This window comes from Variovorax sucrosi (genome assembly GCF_051216635.1).
GTDB lineage: Bacteria > Pseudomonadota > Gammaproteobacteria > Burkholderiales > Burkholderiaceae_C > Variovorax.
In genome coordinates, this window is record NZ_JBPJZU010000006.1 from 59,481 (window position 1) to 75,901 (window position 16,421).

The window sequence follows — 16,421 nt, forward strand, 5'->3', positions numbered from 1 at the left end:
CTCCGCAGCCCCGAGGGCGGCGTCATCCGCTGATCGACATCCGCCAGCCGGTCTTCTGCCAGGCCAGCGCTTCTTCGCGCAGCAGGTGGGCCGACTGCGGATAGGCGTCCGACCAGTCGGCGCGACAACTGAGCGAGAAACTGCGCAGGTCCGTTTTCACCAGGCGCAAGGCCTGCGTGTCCGGATCGCGCCGGGCATGGCACAGGATGACGGCGAGCCGCAGGGCCACCAGCTGGGCCACGAAGGTGTCGTCGTCGAGCGCCGCTTCGAGCTTGCGCAGCTTGCCCCGGTGACCCAGCACCAGCTGGCTCAGATGGTGCAGCTCGTTGCTGGCGAAACCGGGCGCATCGGCGTTGTCGAGGATGTAGGCGCCGTGCTTGTGGTAGTCGCTGTGCGACACCAGGGCGCCGATCTCGTGCAACTGCGCGGCCCAGCCCAGCTTGCGCAGCGCGCGGCCGGCGCGGCTGGCGGTGCTGCCGCCACGGGCGGCGGGATCGAGCTGCAGGTACAGCGCCGAGGCGGTTTCGCCCACGCGCCGGGCCTGCGCCGCATCGGCGGCGAATCGGGTGGCCAGCCGGGCCACCGTGCTGGTGCGCAAATCGGCCACGCTCTCGTCGCGCTCGAGCAGTTCGTAAAGAACGCCGTGGCGCAGCGCGCCCTGGGCGATCTTCATCTCGCGGATGTCGAGCAGGTCGAACACCGCGCGCAGCACGCTGATGCCGCCGCCGATCACCGCCTTGCGGTCTTCGCGCATGCCGTCCATGCGCAGCTTGTCGACGCTGCCGGCCTTGAGCAGGCGGTCGAGCAGCCAGTCGAGTCCTTCGCGCGTCACCACGCCGGCTTCGGCACCGCTGGCCACGAGCACGTCGCCGACGGCCCCGATGGTGCCGGAGGCGCCGTAGGCAACGTCCCATTGGTCGGCGGCGTAGGTCGACAGCGCGTCGTCCAGCACCGCTTTGGCGGCCACCTCCGCGGCACGGAACGCCGGCGCGGTGAACTGGCCCTGGGGAAAGTGCTTCATCGACCAGGCCACGCTGCCCACGCGGTACGACTCCATCACCTGCGCCTCGAGGGCACGCCCGATGATCATCTCGGTGGAGCGGCCGCCGATGTCGACCACCAGGCGGCGCTCACGGTCGGACACATCGCTGTGCGGCAGCATGTGCGCCACCCCCTGGTAGATCAGGCGGGCTTCCTCGCGTCCGGGGATCACATCGATGCCGAAGCCGAGCGCGGTGCGGGCTCGCAGCAGGAATTCGTCGCGGTTGCGCGCCTCGCGCAGGGTCTGCGTGGCCACCGCCCGCACTTGCGAGCGCTTGAAGCCGGCCAGCCGTTCGCCGAAGCGGGCCAGGGCGTCCCAGCCGCGCTGCATGGCCTCGGGCGTCAGATTGCGGCTGCTGTCCAGGCCATTGCCCTGGCGCACCGTCTCCTTCAGGTATTCGGTGCGGTGGATCTGCCCGTGGTCGACGCGGCCGATTTCCAGGCGAAAGCTGTTGGAGCCGAGATCGACCGCAGCGAGAAGGGTGCCGTTTTGCATGAAGGGGAGGGGGGCGGTCGCTGGAGAAAAAGGCGGGTGCCGATGGTAGCCCGAGCGCTGGTTGCCAAACGTGACGGTTCTGTGACGGCGTCACGAACGTCCGGGGCCGGAAGCGCTGCTTTCATTGGGCGCACGGGTGTCATATCGATGTCACACAAGCTTCCTACAGTCCGCTGCAACCCGATTCGGGATTGTCCGACTTCATCAAGGAAGCTATGAAAACGACCTTCAAATTCGCCAAGTTCGCAGTGGCCGGCCTCGTGGCCGCCGCCTTCGCCCAGGCGCCGGCCTTTGCCCAGAACGTGACCGGCGCTGGCGCCAGCTTCCCGGCACCGCTGTATGCCAAGTGGGCCAGCGACTTTGCCAAGGCCACCGGCACGCAGGTCAACTACCAGTCGGTCGGCTCGGGTGCCGGCCTGAAGCAGATCGAGGCCAAGACCGTCGATTTCGGCGCCTCCGATGCGCCCCTGAAGGACGAAGAACTGCAGGCCAAGGGCCTGATGCAGTTCCCCACCGTCATCGGTGGCGTGATCCCCGTCGTGAACATTGCCGGCATCAAGCCCGGCGAACTCAAGCTCAACGGCCAGGTGCTCGGCGACATCTACCTCGGCAAGATCACCAAGTGGAACGATCCGGCCATCAAGGCGCTGAACGGTTCGCTGGCACTGCCCGATGCAGCGATCGCCCCGGTGCGCCGCGCCGACGGCTCGGGCACCAGCTTCCTGTTCACCAACTACCTGAGCAAGGTCAACGCCGAGTGGAAGAGCAAGGTCGGCGAAGGCACGGCGGTGAACTGGCCCGTGGGGACCGGCGGCAAGGGCAACGAAGGCGTCGCCGCCTTCGTGAAGCAGCTGCCGAACTCGATCGGCTACGTCGAATACGCCTACGTCAAGCAGAACAAGATGGTCTACGCGCAGCTGCAGAACGCTGCCGGCAGCATCGTTTCTCCCGACGACACGGCCTTCAAGGCGGCCGCACTGGGCGCCGACTGGAACAAGAGCTTCTACCAGGTGCTGACCAACCAGGCCGACAAGGGCGCATGGCCGATCACCGGCGCGACCTTCATCCTGATGCACAAGGTGCAGGACAAGCCCGCCAACGCGACCAGCGTGCTGAAGTTCTTCGATTGGGCCTACAAGAGCGGTGACAAGACGGCCGACGACCTGGACTACGTCCCGATGCCCGACGCCGTGAAGGCCACGATCGCCAAGGCCTGGACCGACAACATCAAGGACGCCTCGGGCAAGCCCGTCGCAGCCAAGTAAGGCTCATCGGCCCCATCGGCGCGTTGTATGAGCAGCCATCCGCTCGACGACGCGCCGCCTTCCTCATTGCCGGAGCGATCTGTGTCATCCACCTTCCCCGCCAACGCCAAAGCGCTCGACCTCGCGGCCGAGCGCACCCCTGTTTCCGCCAGTCCGCCGCCGGTCAAGCGTCCGCGCACCGGCGCCGGGACGGACCGTGTGTTCGGCATGCTCGCCAAGGGCGCCGCCTTGCTGACGCTCGCGATGCTCATCGGCATCCTGCTGTCGCTGATCGTCGGCGCCTGGCCGGCCATCACCAAGTACGGCCTGGGCTTCCTCACCAGCACGACCTGGGACCCGGTGCAGGAGGAGTACGGCGGGCTGGTGATGATCTACGGCACGCTGGCCACCTCGCTGATCGCGCTGGTGATCGCGGTGCCGGTGAGCTTCGGCATTGCGCTGTTCCTGACCGAGATGTCACCGTCGTGGCTCAAGCGCCCGCTGGGCACGGCGATCGAACTGCTCGCCGCGGTTCCGTCGATCGTCTACGGCATGTGGGGCCTGCTGGTGTTCGGTCCGATCCTGTCGACCTATGTGCAGCAGCCGCTGCAGAAGCTGCTGGCCGGCGTGCCCTACCTCGGCTCGCTGGTGTCCGGCCCGCCGGTGGGCATCGGCATCCTGTCGGCCGGGATCATCCTGGCGATCATGATCATCCCGTTCATCGCCTCGGTGATGCGCGACGTGTTCGAAGTCACGCCGCCGCTGCTCAAGGAATCGGCCTACGGCCTGGGTTCCACCACCTGGGAGGTCGTCTCCAAGGTGGTGCTGCCCTACACCAAGGCCGGCGTGGTCGGCGGCATCATGCTCGGCCTGGGCCGGGCGCTGGGCGAGACGATGGCCGTCACCTTCGTGATCGGCAACACCAACCAGCTCAATTCGCTGTCGGTCTTCGAGGCCGCCAACAGCATCACCTCCGCGCTCGCCAACGAGTTCGCAGAAGCCGGCGCCGGCCTGCACCAGGCCGCGCTCATGTACCTGGGCCTCGTGCTGTTCTTCATCACCTTCGTGGTGCTGACCCTGTCGAAGCTCCTGCTGCAACGCATGAAGAAGAGCGAAGGGACCAAGGCATGAGCACCGCAGAACGCCTGTTGAACGCCAAGACGCTCGACGAAACCCGCGCGGCGAAGTTCGCCACCCGCAAGCGGATGAACCAGATCGCCCTGACGCTGTCGCTCGCCGCCATGGCCTTCGGCGTTTTCTGGTTGGTCTGGATCCTCTGGGAAACCCTGCGCCAGGGCATCGGCGGGCTCGCGATCGCGACCTTCACCGAAATGACGCCGCCGCCCAATGAAGTCGGCGGCATTGCCAACGCGATCTTCGGCTCGCTGGTGATGGTGGCGATGGCCACTTTCGTCGGCACGCCGATCGGCATCATGGCCGGCATCTACCTGGCCGAGTACAACCCGAAGGGTTGGCTCTCGAGCGTGACGCGCTTTGTCAACGACATCCTGCTGTCGGCGCCGTCGATCGTGATCGGCCTGTTTGTCTATGCGGTGGTGGTGGCCTATTTCAAGAGCTTCTCCGGCCTGGCCGGCGGCCTGGCGCTCGCATTGATCGTGATCCCGGTCGTGATCCGCACCACCGAGAACATGCTGCAACTGGTGCCGCCTGGCCTGCGAGAAGCGGCCTACGCCCTCGGCACGCCGAAGTGGAAGGTGATCATCAGCATCACGCTGCGCGCCGCACGCTCGGGCGTGGTCACCGGCATCCTGCTGGCCGTGGCGCGCATCGCCGGCGAAACGGCGCCGCTGCTCTTCACCGCGCTGAACAACCAGTTCTGGACCTCGGACGTGACCCAGCCGATGGCCAGCCTGCCGGTGACGATCTTCAAGTTCGCGATGAGCCCGTACGAGAACTGGCAGCAGCTGGCCTGGGCCGGCGTGTTCCTGATCACCGTCGCGGTCCTGGCCCTCAACATCCTCGCGCGGGTTCTGACGCGCAGCAAACACTGAACACCATGCCCACCACACTCGCACAACCCTCGCGCTCGAAGATCTCGGTCAAGGACCTGAACTTCTACTACGGCAAGTTCCACGCCCTGAAGGGCATCAACCTCGAGATCCCCGAGAACAAGGTGACGGCCTTCATCGGCCCGTCGGGCTGCGGCAAGTCGACCCTGCTGCGGACCTTCAACCGCATGTTCGAGCTCTACCCCGAGCAGCGAGCCGAAGGCACGATCGCGCTCGACGGCGAAAATCTGCTGACCAGCAAGCAGGACGTGGCGCTGATCCGCGCCAAGGTCGGCATGGTGTTCCAGAAGCCGACGCCGTTCCCGATGTCGATCTACGACAACATCGCCTTCGGCGTGAAGCTGTTCGAGAACCTCAGCGCCAGCGACATGGACGACCGCGTCGAATGGGCCCTGAAGAAGGCCGCGCTCTGGACCGAAGTGCGCGACAAGCTGCAGCAGAGCGGTTCGGGCCTGTCCGGCGGCCAGCAGCAGCGCCTGTGCATCGCGCGCGGCATCGCCATCAAGCCCGAGGTGCTGCTGCTCGACGAGCCGTGCTCTGCGCTGGACCCGATCTCGACCGCGAAGATCGAAGAGTTGATCGCCGAGCTCAAAAGCGAGTACACCGTGGTCATCGTGACCCACAACATGCAGCAGGCGGCCCGCTGCAGCGACTACACGGCCTACATGTACCTGGGCGACCTGATCGAGTTCGGCGCGACGGAACAGATGTTCTTCAAGCCGCAGCGCAAAGAGACCGAGGACTACATCACCGGCCGTTTCGGCTAAGGAGACAGCGATGACCGAAAAGCATTTGTCCAGCCAGTTCGACAGCGAACTCAACGGCGTCTCGTCGCGCGTGATGGAGCTCGGCGGCATGGTCGAGTCGCAGATCCAGCAGGCGGTGTACGCCCTGGCGCAGTTCGACACCGAAGCCGCCGACCGCGTGATCGAGACCGAGACGCGCGTCAATGCCATGGAGATCGAGATCGACCGCGAGCTGTCGTCGATCATCGCCCGTCGCCAGCCGACCGCGCGCGACCTGCGCCTCTTGATCGCGATCAGCAAGACCACGGCGAACCTCGAGCGCGTGGGCGACGAGGCCAACAAGATCGCCCGCATGGTCAAGTCGATCATCGAAAGCGGCTCGGCCCGTGCGCTGCCTTCCACCGACCTGCGCATTGCTGCCGACCTGGCCGCAGGCCTGCTGCGCAAGGCGCTCGACGCCTTTGCGCGGCTCGACACCGCCGCGGCGCTGTCGATCTTGAAGGAAGACGACCTGATCGACCAGGAGTTCGACGGCTTCGTGCGCAAGCTGGTCACCTACATGATGGAAGACCCACGCACCATCTCGGCCAGCCTGGACCTGCTGTTCCTGGCCAAGGCCATCGAGCGCATCGGCGACCATGCCAAGAACATCGCCGAATTCATCATCTACATCGTCAAGGGCGCGGACGTGCGGCACACTTCGATGCAAGAGATCGAATCTGCGCTGCAGTAAGACCCACCAAAGCGAATGAAGAAACCACGCGTCCTGATCGTCGAAGACGAATCCTCGATTGCCGAGCTGATCGCCGTCAATCTGCGCCACAACGGCTTCGAGCCGATCTGGTCGGAAGACGGCGTGTCGGCCCAGCGCGAGATCGACGCCTTCCTGCCCGACCTCATCCTGCTCGACTGGATGCTGCCGGGGCAGAGCGGTCTGCAGCTCGCGCGCCAGTGGCGCAAGGACCCGCGCACCAAGGCGGTCCCGATCCTCATGCTGACCGCGCGCGGCGATGAGCCCGACAAGGTGGCGGGCCTGGACGCCGGTGCGGACGACTACATCACCAAGCCCTTCTCCACCCAGGAGATGCTCGCGCGCATTCGTGCGGTGCTGCGCCGCCGCGCGCCGGAGGCGGTGACCGAGCGGGTGGAGGTCGGCGAGCTGGTGCTCGACACCGCGACGCATCGCGTCACTTGGCAGGGCACGCCGCTGAAGGTCGGCCCGACCGAGTTCAAGCTGCTGGGTTACCTCATGCAGCACGCCGAGCGGGTGCACAGCCGTGCGCAACTGCTGGACAAGGTGTGGGGCGACCACGTCTACATCGAGGAGCGCACCGTCGACGTTCACGTCAAGCGGCTGCGGGAGTCGCTCGGGGCCGCCTCGCCGATGGTCGAGACGGTGCGCGGCGCCGGCTACCGCCTCACCGCCCAAGCCACCGTCTGAGCCGGCCCTTGCGCCGCGACCGCGGCGGATAATCGTTCGTCATGCCATTTCGCATCGCCACCTTCCTGATGGCCTCCGCCATCGCGGCGGGCTTGGCCGAGTGGCTGCTCGGCTGGGGTTTTGCCGGCTGGGGCGCCTGGGTCGGCGCCTTGCTCTGGCTGGCGCAGGACGCCTGGCGCGCCGGGCGCTTGCTGGCGGTGCTGCGCCGCGGCGGCGCCGGACTGCCCTCGCGCGGGCCGGGCATCTGGGGTGAACTGGCCGAGCGGGTGCGCAAGTTGCTGCGCGAGCGCGAACAGCAGACGCGCCAGGCCGAAGACCGGCTGCAGGAATTTCTCGCCGCCATCCAGGCGTCGCCCAACGGTGTGGTGCTGCTCGACGAACAGGGCCGCATCGAATGGTGCAACCAGACCGCGGCCACGCAGTTCGGCATCGATGCCGAGCGCGACCTGGCGCAGCACCTGGCGAACCTGGTGCGCGACCCGGCCTTCGTGGCCTACCTTGCGTCGTGGAACTACAGCCGCGACGTGGTGATCGACGCCACCCATGCGCGCGGCCAGGGTGGCAAGGCGCAGCGCCTGTCGGTGCAGGTGCATCCCTACGCCGGCAACCGCCGCATGCTCCTCACGCGGGACATCACCGCGGTCGAGCAGGCCGAGGCGATGCGCCGCGACTTCGTCGCCAACGTCTCGCACGAGATCCGCACGCCGCTCACCGTGTTGGCCGGCTTCGTCGAGACGCTGCAGAACCTGCCGCTGGACGCCGACGAGCGGGCCCGCTATCTCAGCCTGATGGCGCAGCAGTCGCACCGCATGGAAACGCTGGTGAACGACCTGCTGACGCTGTCGCGCCTGGAGGGCAACGCCGCACCGCCGGCCACCCAGTGGACGCGGGTGCGCGCGCTGATGGCGCAGTGCGAAGACGAAGGGCGCGGTCTGTCGAGCCGGCTGGCGCCGCAGGCCGGACACCGGCTGTCCTTCAAGGGCGAGGGCGATTCGGAGATCGCCGGCGCGCCGACCGAACTGCAGAGCGCGATGTCGAACCTGTTGAGCAACGCCATCCGCTACACGCCCGGCGGCGGTGAGGTCACGGTGACCTGGCGGCTGCTGCCCGACGGCCGCGGCGAGTACGCGGTGCGCGACAGCGGCCCGGGCATCGCGGCCGAACACATCCCGCGGCTCACCGAACGCTTCTACCGCGTCGACCGCAGCCGCTCGCGCGAGACCGGGGGCACCGGGCTCGGGCTGGCGATCGTCAAGCACGTCGCGCAGCGCCATGGCGGCGAACTGCGGATCGAGAGCACGGTCGGGCAGGGCTCGCGCTTCGCGCTGATCTTTCCGGTCATGCGGGTGCGGCCGGCACGGGTCGCTGCGGGCGCGCTCGCCTGAGCGTGTGCCACAGCAGCGCCGCGAACAGCAGCGCCGTCAGCATCAGCGCGGCGGCGCCCATGAGCCAGAAGGCGAGCGGTGATTGCATGGCCGGCCATGGTCCCAGCCCGCGGTAGGCCAGCAGGTAGCTGCCGCCCAGCCCCACGCCCCACAGCAGTCCGCAGTACAGCACCAGTGGCGCCACGGTGACGCGGAAGCAGCGCAGCACGAAGACGCAGAAGGTCTGGGTGGCATCGGCGAGGTGGTAGACCGACGCGGCCAGCAGCAGCGCGGCGGCGAGTGCAATGACCGCCGGGTCGTCCGAATAAACGCTGGCGAGCGGCCCGCGCAGCGTTGCCATCGGCAGCGCGACCAGCGCCGCGCAGCCCAGCGTCATCTCGAAGCCGCGGGCACAGGCCCGTCGTGCCAGGGTGGCGTTGCCGGCGCCCAGCCAGTAGCTCACGCGCGCGCTGGTGGCAATCGACAGCGACAGCGGCACCATGTAGGCGACGGCGGTCAGGTTCGAGGCGATCTGGTGCGCGGCCGATGCGGCAGTGCCGAGCCGGGCGATGAACAGCGCCATCAGCGTGAAAGAGGTGACCTCGACCAGCACCGACAGGCCGCCGGGCACGCCGAGGCGGGCGAAGCGGCGCAGTTGCTGCCAGTCGGGCGCTTCGATGCGTGCCCACAGCCCGTAGGCTCGGTAGAAGGCCTGCGTGCGCAGCAGCCAGGCGGCGATCGCCAGCATGCCCCAGTTGACCGCCAGCGTGGCCCAGCCACAGCCGACCAGGCCCAGCGCCGGCAACCCGGCGCCACCGAACGTGAACCAGATCGACAGCGGCACCTTGAGCGCCAGTGCGCCCATCTGCACCCAGGTCACCAACTGCGGCTTGCCCAGGCCTTGGTTGAGCGTGCTGAACAGCCGGAACAGCAGGGCCGGTGCCAGCGAGAAGGCCAGCACGCCCAGATAGGTCTCGACCTCGCCCCGCATCGCGTCGGGCACGCCGGTCCAGCGGAGCAGGGCGCCGGGCATCAGCAGCACCGCCATGCCGATCGCGATGGCACCGCCGCAGAGGTAAAGCGCCTGGCGCACCGAGCGGCCAACCTCGGCCTGCCGCCGCGCGCCGTGCAGTTCGGCCCAGACCGGGAGCAGCGCCTGCAGGCCACCGATCAGCGAGACGAAGACGCTGATGTAGATGGCAGAGCCGACCGACAGCGCCGCCAGCGCACCCTGCGCGTAGCGGCCTGCCACGATGGTGTCGGTGACGCCGAAGGCCATCACCGCGAACTGGCCGGCCAGCACCGTGCCGGCGTGCCGGGCGATCATCCGACGTTCGCTGGTCACCGGACGATGCGCTGGTAGAGAAAGATGTCGTCGCTCGCGCTGGTGGGGCGGCGGAAGGTGCCGACCAGGCGCCAGCGCGTGAAGTCGATCGCCGTGCCGGGCCGGCCGAGCGCGTCGGGGCTCACCAGCAGCCAGGGGCAGGCGGTGTCCGCCGCCTCGGCCGTTCCGGCTGGCAAGGGCTTCAGCGTGAACTGGCCATGGTGCTGCAGGGCTGCGATGTGCGGCCGCGTCAGGGCCAGGGCCGAGATGCACGGCGTCGTGCCGACCCGATCGGCAATGGCACGCACCTGCGGGGCGTAGCTCAGCGCATGGTCGAGTGCCGGCAGCCACAGCGTGGTGCCCAGCAGCCAGCACAGCGCTGCGCCGCCGCCGGGCAGCACCAGCGTCTTCCAGAGCGCAGCGCGGTGGCGGCCGGTGCGCCACCGCACCAGCCAGCCCCAGGCCAGGGTCGCGGCGATCGCGAAGACGAAGTTCAGCCAGGAGAAGGTCGGAACGAAGCCGGGCACCAGACGTGTGATGCTCGCCGCCATCTTGGGCGGTACGCCGGTCTGCATCGCGATCCAGTAGCCCCAGATGATGAAGGCCGCGCCGCTGAAGAAGAGCAGGGTGAACCAGTCGATCAGCGCCGCGGCGCTGCGGCGGAACGTCGGCAATGCGAAGGCGGCCAGGGTGGCCAGCGACGGCAGCGCCAGCAGCAGCGAGCGATCGGAGAAGTCGGTGGTCCAGGTCGCGGCCAGCGGGACCAGCGCGAACCAGAGCGGCAGCGCCACATGGCGCGCCAGCAGCTGACGGCGCCAGCGCCACAGCGTCCACAGCGCGAGGGGCCAGGCCGGCCAGGTGAACCACAGCAGCAGCTTGGCCTGACTGCGGACGTCCGCGCCCAGGCTTCGACCCTCGTGCAGCCCGGGCAACTTGATCTGCCATTTCCAGAGCCCGAGCGCCACTGCGGCGCCGAAGGCAAGCAGCGCGATGCCGGCCACCTCGAAGACGGCGGTGGAGCGGTAGAGCGGTTCGTCGTTCGAGGCCATGGCGATCTTGCGTCGGCGGTCCAGCGCGACCAGCAGCGCTGCACCCAGCCCCAGCGCCAACCCGACCGACGGCGCGCCGCTGAGCGCCAGCCCGAGCGTGCCCACTGCCAGAGCCACCGTCGCGACCAGGCGGTGATAGGGCAGTGCCGCCACCCCATAGAACAGGTAGGCGATGAAGAAGAGCTGCGCCAGCGCCGGCGTCGTCTCGTGGCCGAGTTGCGCCAGGCCGAGGCAGGCGATCAGCGCCAGCAGTGCGCCGTCGGCGATGGTGCGCGCATAGTCGGTCGGCCGCGCTTCACCTCCGAAGGCGAAAGCCACTGGCTGGGCATGGGGCGTGCGGGCCAGGTAGTACACCGCATACCAGGTGGCGGAGAAGACGCTCCACAGCAGCAGCGCGAAGACGATGCGCACTGCCAGGTCCGGGTGGACCCAGGCCGGCGCAATCTTGATCGCGAGCGCGCCGAGCCAGTAGGGGAGCAAGGCCGGCGGATCCGGCCGCAGCCCGAGCAGGACCGGGTCGAGCCAGCGCGCCAGGCCTTCGGTGCTGCGGGCCAGCTCGGCCATGTAGCCGTAGGCCGCGACATCGGCGCTCTTCCAGGGGCCGCGGCCCAGCAGCCCGGGCATCAGGTACGCCGCGCACAGCAGCAGCAGGGCCAGCCGCGGCAGGCGGCGTACAGCGCTCTGGGCAACAATGGCGGGCGTCGGCTGGGCGTTCAACAGAAGGGCGAGGCTCGATGGAAAGGAAAAAGGGCAGCGCGGTAAACCGAGCTGCCCTTTTTCCGGGTCTGCGGAAGCGGCGAGCTTACTTGGAAGCAGCGCCGGTGGTCTTGCCGAAGCGGTTGCGGAACTTCTCGACGCGGCCACCCATGTTGTCCACCGACTTCTGCGTGCCGGTGTAGAAGGGGTGCGATTCGCTCGTGGTGTCGAGCTTGAACAGGGGCAGCTCGCGACCGTCGTCGGTCTTGCCCATTTCCTTGGTGTTCGCGCACGAACGGGTCACGAACTTGAAGCCGTTCGACATGTCGACGAACAGGACTTCGCGGTAGTTCGGGTGAATGCCTTCTTTTGCCATGGTGTTTCCTTTGGGGTCGATGCGAGAGCCACACATCCGGAGCACCTGGCTCACAGACGGTTCTTGGATCATGCTGATCGAAGAACGGCAGGGCACGGCGCCCGGCTGCACTTTTCGCGAAGCCCGTGATTATCGCATACTGCCCATTTGATCAGTCAAGCCTTCCTTGGGACGCATCGCACATGGTTTTCAACCCCTTGCCGTCGACCGCGGTGCCACTGCGCGTCGGCCTGATCGGCTACGGTTTCGCCGGCCAGACCTTCCACGCGCCGGTGCTGACGGCCGTTCCAGGCCTGGAACTGGTCGCGGTCGCCAGTTCCCAGCCGGAGAAGGTGCAGGGCGACTGGCCCGGCGTGTCGGTCGAGCGCGACGCTGCGGCGCTGCTCGACCGGGCCGACGTTGACCTGGTGGTGATCGCGACGCCCAATGCCCAGCACCATCCGATTGCGAAGGCCGCGCTGGAAGCGGGCAAGCATGTGGTGGTGGACAAGCCCTTCACCCTCGATGCGGCGCAGGCGCATGAGCTGGCGGCGCTGGCACAGCAGCAGGTGCGCCTGCTTTCCGTCTACCAGAACCGTCGCTTCGATGCCGACTACCGGACCCTGCGCGACGTGCTGGCCAGCGGCCAACTGGGTCGACCGGTCTATTTCGAATCGCACTTCGACCGCTTCCGTCCGCAGGTGCGCGAACGCTGGCGCGAGCAGGCCGTGCCGGGTGCCGGGCTGTGGGTCGATCTGGGCGCGCACCTGCTCGACCAGGCGGTGCAACTCTTCGGTCGACCCGACACGCTTCAGCTGGACACCGCGGCGCTGCGCGACGGGGCCCAGGTGGAAGACCATTTTCATGCTGTTTTGCGCTACGAGGCGGGGCCGCATGCGCCGTTGCGGATCGTGCTGCATGCCACCACGCTCGCGGCCCATGCCGCACCGCGCTACATCCTGCACGGCACGCGCGGAAGCTATGTGAAGCACGGCGTCGACCCGCAGGAAGACGCGCTGCGTGCCGGCCTGCGACCGGGCAGCGACGACTGGGGCATCGACCCGCTGCCCGGTGAGCTGAAGGCGGTGGCGATCGAGAACTGGGTGCGCGAGAGCACCGTGCCCAACCGCCGCGGCAATTACGTCGACTACTACGCGGCCGTGCGCGACGCCATCCTGGGCGTCGGCCCCAACCCCGTGCCGCCGGAAGAGGCCGTGGCGTTGATGGAACTGCTCGACCTCGGCGTGCGCAGCGCCAGAGAGGGCCGAGCACTCGCGCCATAAAAAAAGCCCGTCGAAGAGACGGGCTTTCGTTGGCGGAACACCGCGGAACCGGCTTCGCCGGGCCGCTGGTGTTGCTCCCTTAGGGGGTCGGCTTGCGCGTTGTGAGCCAGCTCGGGGGGTGGGCCGTGTTCAGCCGCCTCTGCGCATCATGTCGAAGAACTCGACATTGGTCTTCGTCGCCTTCATGTTCTTGAGCATCAGCTCCATCGACTCGATCTCGTCCATGTTGTACATCAGCTGACGCAGGATGCGGGTCTTCTGCAGGATCTCGGGGGCCAACAGCAGTTCTTCGCGGCGGGTGCCGCTGCGGCTGAGCTGGATCGACGGGAACACGCGCTTTTCGTACAGGCGGCGGTCCAGGTGGATTTCGGAGTTGCCGGTGCCCTTGAACTCTTCGAAGATGACTTCGTCCATGCGGCTGCCGGTGTCGATCAGCGCGGTGCCGATGATGGTCAGCGAGCCGCCTTCTTCCACGTTGCGCGCGGCGCCGAGGAAGCGCTTGGGGCGCTGCAGCGCGTTGGAATCGACACCGCCGGTCAGCACCTTGCCCGACGAGGGCACGACGTTGTTGTAGGCACGGGCCAGGCGGGTGATCGAGTCGAGCAGGATCACCACGTCCTTCTTGAGTTCGACCAGGCGCTTGGCGCGCTCGATCACCATTTCGGCGACGTGCACGTGGCGCGCAGCGGGCTCGTCGAAGGTCGAAGCGATGACCTCGCCGCGCACGGTGCGCTGCATTTCGGTCACTTCTTCCGGGCGCTCGTCGACGAGCAGCACCATCATGTGGACGTCGGGGTAGTTGGCGCTGATCGCGTGGGCGATGTGCTGCATCATCACCGTCTTGCCGCTCTTGGGCGGCGCCACCAGCAGGGCGCGCTGGCCTTTGCCGATGGGGGCGATGATGTCGATGATGCGGCCGGTGATGTTCTCTTCGCCCTTCACGCCGTCGCGCTCGAGCTTCATCTGTTCCTTGGGGAACAGCGGCGTCAGGTTCTCGAACATCACCTTGTGCTTGTTCTGCTCCGGCGGGCCGTCGTTGACCTTGTCGAGCTTGGTCAGCGCGAAGTAGCGCTCGCCGTCCTTGGGCGTGCGCACTTCGCCTTCGACCATGTCGCCGGTGTGCAGGTTGAAGCGGCGCACCTGGCTCGGCGAGATGTAGATGTCGTCGGTGCTGGCGGTGAAGCTGGTGTCGGGGCTGCGCAGAAAGCCGAAGCCGTCGGGCAGGATTTCGAGCACGCCGTCGGCGAAGACCTGTTCGCCGGCCTTCGCGCGCTTCTTGATGATCGCGAACATCAGCTCTTGCTTGCGCATGCGGCCGGTGTTTTCGATCTCAAGGGCTTCGGCCTGCTTGAGGACTTCAGACACGTGGAGTGCCTTGAGTTCGTTTAAGTGCATGGAGCGACCCCTTGCGGGGCGGTGTCGAACGAAACGGGGGGAGGTTTCAAGTGAGGCGAGAGGTGCCTCACAAACCGGGGAACTCAAACCGGGCGAGCCGGTGAACTGCAGGAGATTATGACAGGAAAAACGAAGCGGCCGGCGTATTGCGCGCCGGCCGCTTTTCCTGTGCCCGATCAGGCGAGTTGCTGGTCGATGAAGGCAGTGAGTTGTGCCTTGCTCATCGCGCCCACCTTGGTGGCGGCGAGCTGGCCGTCCTTGAACAGCATCAGCGTCGGGATGCCGCGGATGCCGAACTTGGCGGGGATGTCGCGGTTCTCGTCGACGTTCATCTTGGCGATCTGCAGCTTGCCTTCGTAGGTGCTGGAGACTTCGTCAAGGATGGGCGCGATCATCTTGCACGGGCCGCACCACTCGGCCCAATAGTCGACCAGCACGGGCTTGCCCGACTGGAGCACGTCGGCTTCGAAGGAGGCGTCGGAGATGTGTTTGATGAGGTCGCTGGCCATGGTGTAGTCCTTGTGACGCGGGGTTGCGGTACAGCTAAAGTGCTGGGCATTGTGGCAGAAACCAAGTGTCAGCGTCCCCGGTGCGGACGCTATGGGCGCGATAGCGAAAGGCCCTTTCTCCCTCGAACTTGGATCCCCTGAAATGAACACTCGAAAGACCGTTGCCGTAATCGGTGGCGGGCCCGCCGGCCTGATGGCGGCCGAGGTCCTGAGCGCTGCCGGCGTGCAGGTCGACCTCTACGACGCGATGCCCTCGGTGGGCCGCAAATTCCTGCTGGCCGGTCGCGGCGGCCTCAACCTTACCCACTCGGAGCCCTTCGATCTCTTTGTGCAGCGCTTCGGTGATCGGCGCGCGGAGCTCGAGCCGATGCTGCGTGCCTTCGGCCCCGAGGCGTTGCGTGAATGGGCGCACGGCCTGGGCGTGGAGACCTTCGTCGGCACCTCCGGCCGCGTGTTTCCGGCCGACATGAAGGCCGCGCCGCTGCTGCGCGCGTGGCTGCAGCGCCTGCGCGCCGCGGGCGTGCGCTTTCACATGCGGCACCGATGGCAGGGCTGGGCTTCGCCCGACGAGCGTCCGAGGACGCTGCGTTTCGCCACCCCAGCGGGTGAGGTCACCGTCGAGGCCGAGGCGGTGGTGCTGGCACTGGGCGGCGCCAGTTGGCCGCGGCTGGGCTCGGACGGTGCATGGCTTCCCTGGCTCGAAGCGCGCCAGGTGGCCGTTGCGCCGCTCCTGCCGGCGAACTGCGGCTTCGATGTCGGTTGGAGTGAACACTTTGCCGCGCGCTTTGCGGGCCAGCCCTTCAAGTCGGTGGCCATCGGCTTCGTCGATGCGCGCGGCCGCCGCTTCGAGCGCAAGGGCGAATTCGTGGCGACCGCGACCGGCATCGAGGGCAGCCTGGTGTACGCGGCCTCGGCCCTGCTGCGCGACGAGATCGCGGCCACCGGCCACGCCACGCTGTCGATGGACCTGCTGCCTGACCGTTCCTTCGAGCAAGTGCATGCCGCGGTCATGCATCCGCGCGGATCACGCTCGCTCAGCAGCCACCTCAAAGGGCGGCTCGGGCTCGAGGGCATCAAGGCCAGTGTGTTGCACGAGGTGCTCGGTCGTGACGGAATGCAAGCGGGCGAAGGCCTCGCGCGGGCCATCAAAGCGCTGCCGATCCGGCTCGTGTCGGCGCGTCCGGTGGCCGAGGCGATCAGTAGCGCGGGCGGTGTGCGCTTCGAGGCCATCGATGCCGACACCATGCTGCAAGCCTTGCCACACCTGCATTGCGCCGGGGAGATGCTTGACTGGGAGGCGCCGACCGGTGGCTATCTCCTGACGGCTGCGATGGCCAGCGGAGTGGCGGCTGCGCAGGGCGTGCTGCGCCGCATGGATGTGTCGCCCTCCGCGTGCTGAGTACTTGTGGCTGACATGCATTTGTTCGAGCACCCGCACACAATCGCGG

15 protein-coding genes are annotated in these 16,421 nt (G+C 67.5%); 9 read left to right on the top strand and 6 right to left on the bottom strand.

The annotated features are described in order from the left end of the window. Positions 1-22: 22 nt before the first annotated feature. Positions 23-1,537: a Ppx/GppA phosphatase family protein gene (locus ACSFBE_RS12940; protein ID WP_435490802.1), complete on the bottom strand. Its 1,515-nt coding sequence runs from the start codon at positions 1,535-1,537 to the stop codon at positions 23-25. 215 nt (positions 1,538-1,752) lie between these two features. Here ACSFBE_RS12940 and pstS point away from each other — a divergent pair, with 215 nt between their 5' ends. From pstS to phoR, 7 genes are read left to right on the top strand one after another with little or no spacing between them, the layout of a single operon-like run. Beyond that, positions 1,753-2,802, top strand: coding sequence for a phosphate ABC transporter substrate-binding protein PstS (pstS, locus tag ACSFBE_RS12945; protein WP_435490803.1), 1,050 nt, complete (start codon positions 1,753-1,755; stop codon positions 2,800-2,802). Positions 2,803-2,829: 27 nt separating this feature from the next. Then, positions 2,830-3,912 carry a phosphate ABC transporter permease PstC gene (gene pstC / locus ACSFBE_RS12950; protein ID WP_435490804.1) on the top strand — a complete coding sequence of 361 codons (1,083 nt, stop codon included), beginning with the start codon at positions 2,830-2,832 and terminating at the stop codon, positions 3,910-3,912. Next, entirely contained in the window at positions 3,909-4,793 is an 885-nt protein-coding gene (gene pstA / locus ACSFBE_RS12955) for a phosphate ABC transporter permease PstA (protein ID WP_435490805.1), read from the top strand. The genes pstC and pstA overlap by 4 nt, the downstream gene beginning before the upstream one ends. A 5-nt stretch (positions 4,794-4,798) precedes the next feature. Further along, positions 4,799-5,578 carry a phosphate ABC transporter ATP-binding protein PstB gene (gene pstB, locus ACSFBE_RS12960; RefSeq protein ID WP_435490806.1) on the top strand — a complete coding sequence of 260 codons (780 nt, stop codon included), beginning with the start codon at positions 4,799-4,801 and terminating at the stop codon, positions 5,576-5,578. A gap of 10 nt (positions 5,579-5,588) precedes the next feature. Beyond that, positions 5,589-6,290, top strand: a complete 702-nt coding sequence (phoU, locus tag ACSFBE_RS12965) for a phosphate signaling complex protein PhoU (protein ID WP_435490807.1) — start codon at positions 5,589-5,591, stop codon at positions 6,288-6,290. Between the two features lie 15 nt (positions 6,291-6,305). Further along, positions 6,306-6,998: a phosphate regulon transcriptional regulator PhoB gene (gene phoB, locus ACSFBE_RS12970; RefSeq protein WP_435490808.1), complete on the top strand. Its 693-nt coding sequence runs from the start codon at positions 6,306-6,308 to the stop codon at positions 6,996-6,998. A 41-nt stretch (positions 6,999-7,039) separates the two neighbouring features. Beyond that, positions 7,040-8,383, top strand: a complete 1,344-nt coding sequence (gene phoR, locus ACSFBE_RS12975; protein WP_435490809.1) for a phosphate regulon sensor histidine kinase PhoR — start codon at positions 7,040-7,042, stop codon at positions 8,381-8,383. Here phoR and ACSFBE_RS12980 read toward each other — a convergent pair. From ACSFBE_RS12980 to ACSFBE_RS12990, 3 genes are all read right to left on the bottom strand, one after another. Further along, positions 8,337-9,689 carry an MATE family efflux transporter gene (locus tag ACSFBE_RS12980; RefSeq protein ID WP_435491065.1) on the bottom strand — a complete coding sequence of 451 codons (1,353 nt, stop codon included), beginning with the start codon at positions 9,687-9,689 and terminating at the stop codon, positions 8,337-8,339. The two genes, phoR and ACSFBE_RS12980, sit on opposite strands and share 47 nt — an antisense overlap. Before the next feature lie 14 nt (positions 9,690-9,703). Next, complete coding sequence (locus tag ACSFBE_RS12985; RefSeq protein ID WP_435490810.1) at positions 9,704-11,452, bottom strand: hypothetical protein; 1,749 nt, start codon at positions 11,450-11,452, stop codon at positions 9,704-9,706. A gap of 85 nt (positions 11,453-11,537) precedes the next feature. After that, positions 11,538-11,807: a type B 50S ribosomal protein L31 gene (locus ACSFBE_RS12990; RefSeq protein WP_019653042.1), complete on the bottom strand. Its 270-nt coding sequence runs from the start codon at positions 11,805-11,807 to the stop codon at positions 11,538-11,540. A gap of 182 nt (positions 11,808-11,989) precedes the next feature. Between ACSFBE_RS12990 and ACSFBE_RS12995 the strand changes: the two genes are divergently transcribed. After that, complete coding sequence (locus ACSFBE_RS12995) at positions 11,990-13,069, top strand: oxidoreductase (protein ID WP_435490811.1); 1,080 nt, start codon at positions 11,990-11,992, stop codon at positions 13,067-13,069. Positions 13,070-13,198: 129 nt separating this feature from the next. Here the strand turns inward: ACSFBE_RS12995 and rho are convergent, their stop codons facing one another. Beyond that, complete coding sequence (gene rho, locus ACSFBE_RS13000; protein WP_435490812.1) at positions 13,199-14,464, bottom strand: transcription termination factor Rho; 1,266 nt, start codon at positions 14,462-14,464, stop codon at positions 13,199-13,201. Between the two features lie 176 nt (positions 14,465-14,640). Then, positions 14,641-14,973: a thioredoxin TrxA gene (gene trxA, locus ACSFBE_RS13005; protein ID WP_435490813.1), complete on the bottom strand. Its 333-nt coding sequence runs from the start codon at positions 14,971-14,973 to the stop codon at positions 14,641-14,643. Positions 14,974-15,115: 142 nt separating this feature from the next. Between trxA and ACSFBE_RS13010 the strand changes: the two genes are divergently transcribed. Next, a complete protein-coding gene (locus ACSFBE_RS13010) occupies positions 15,116-16,372 on the top strand; it encodes a TIGR03862 family flavoprotein (protein WP_435490814.1) in 1,257 nt (418 codons plus the stop codon). Positions 16,373-16,421 lie beyond the last annotated feature (49 nt).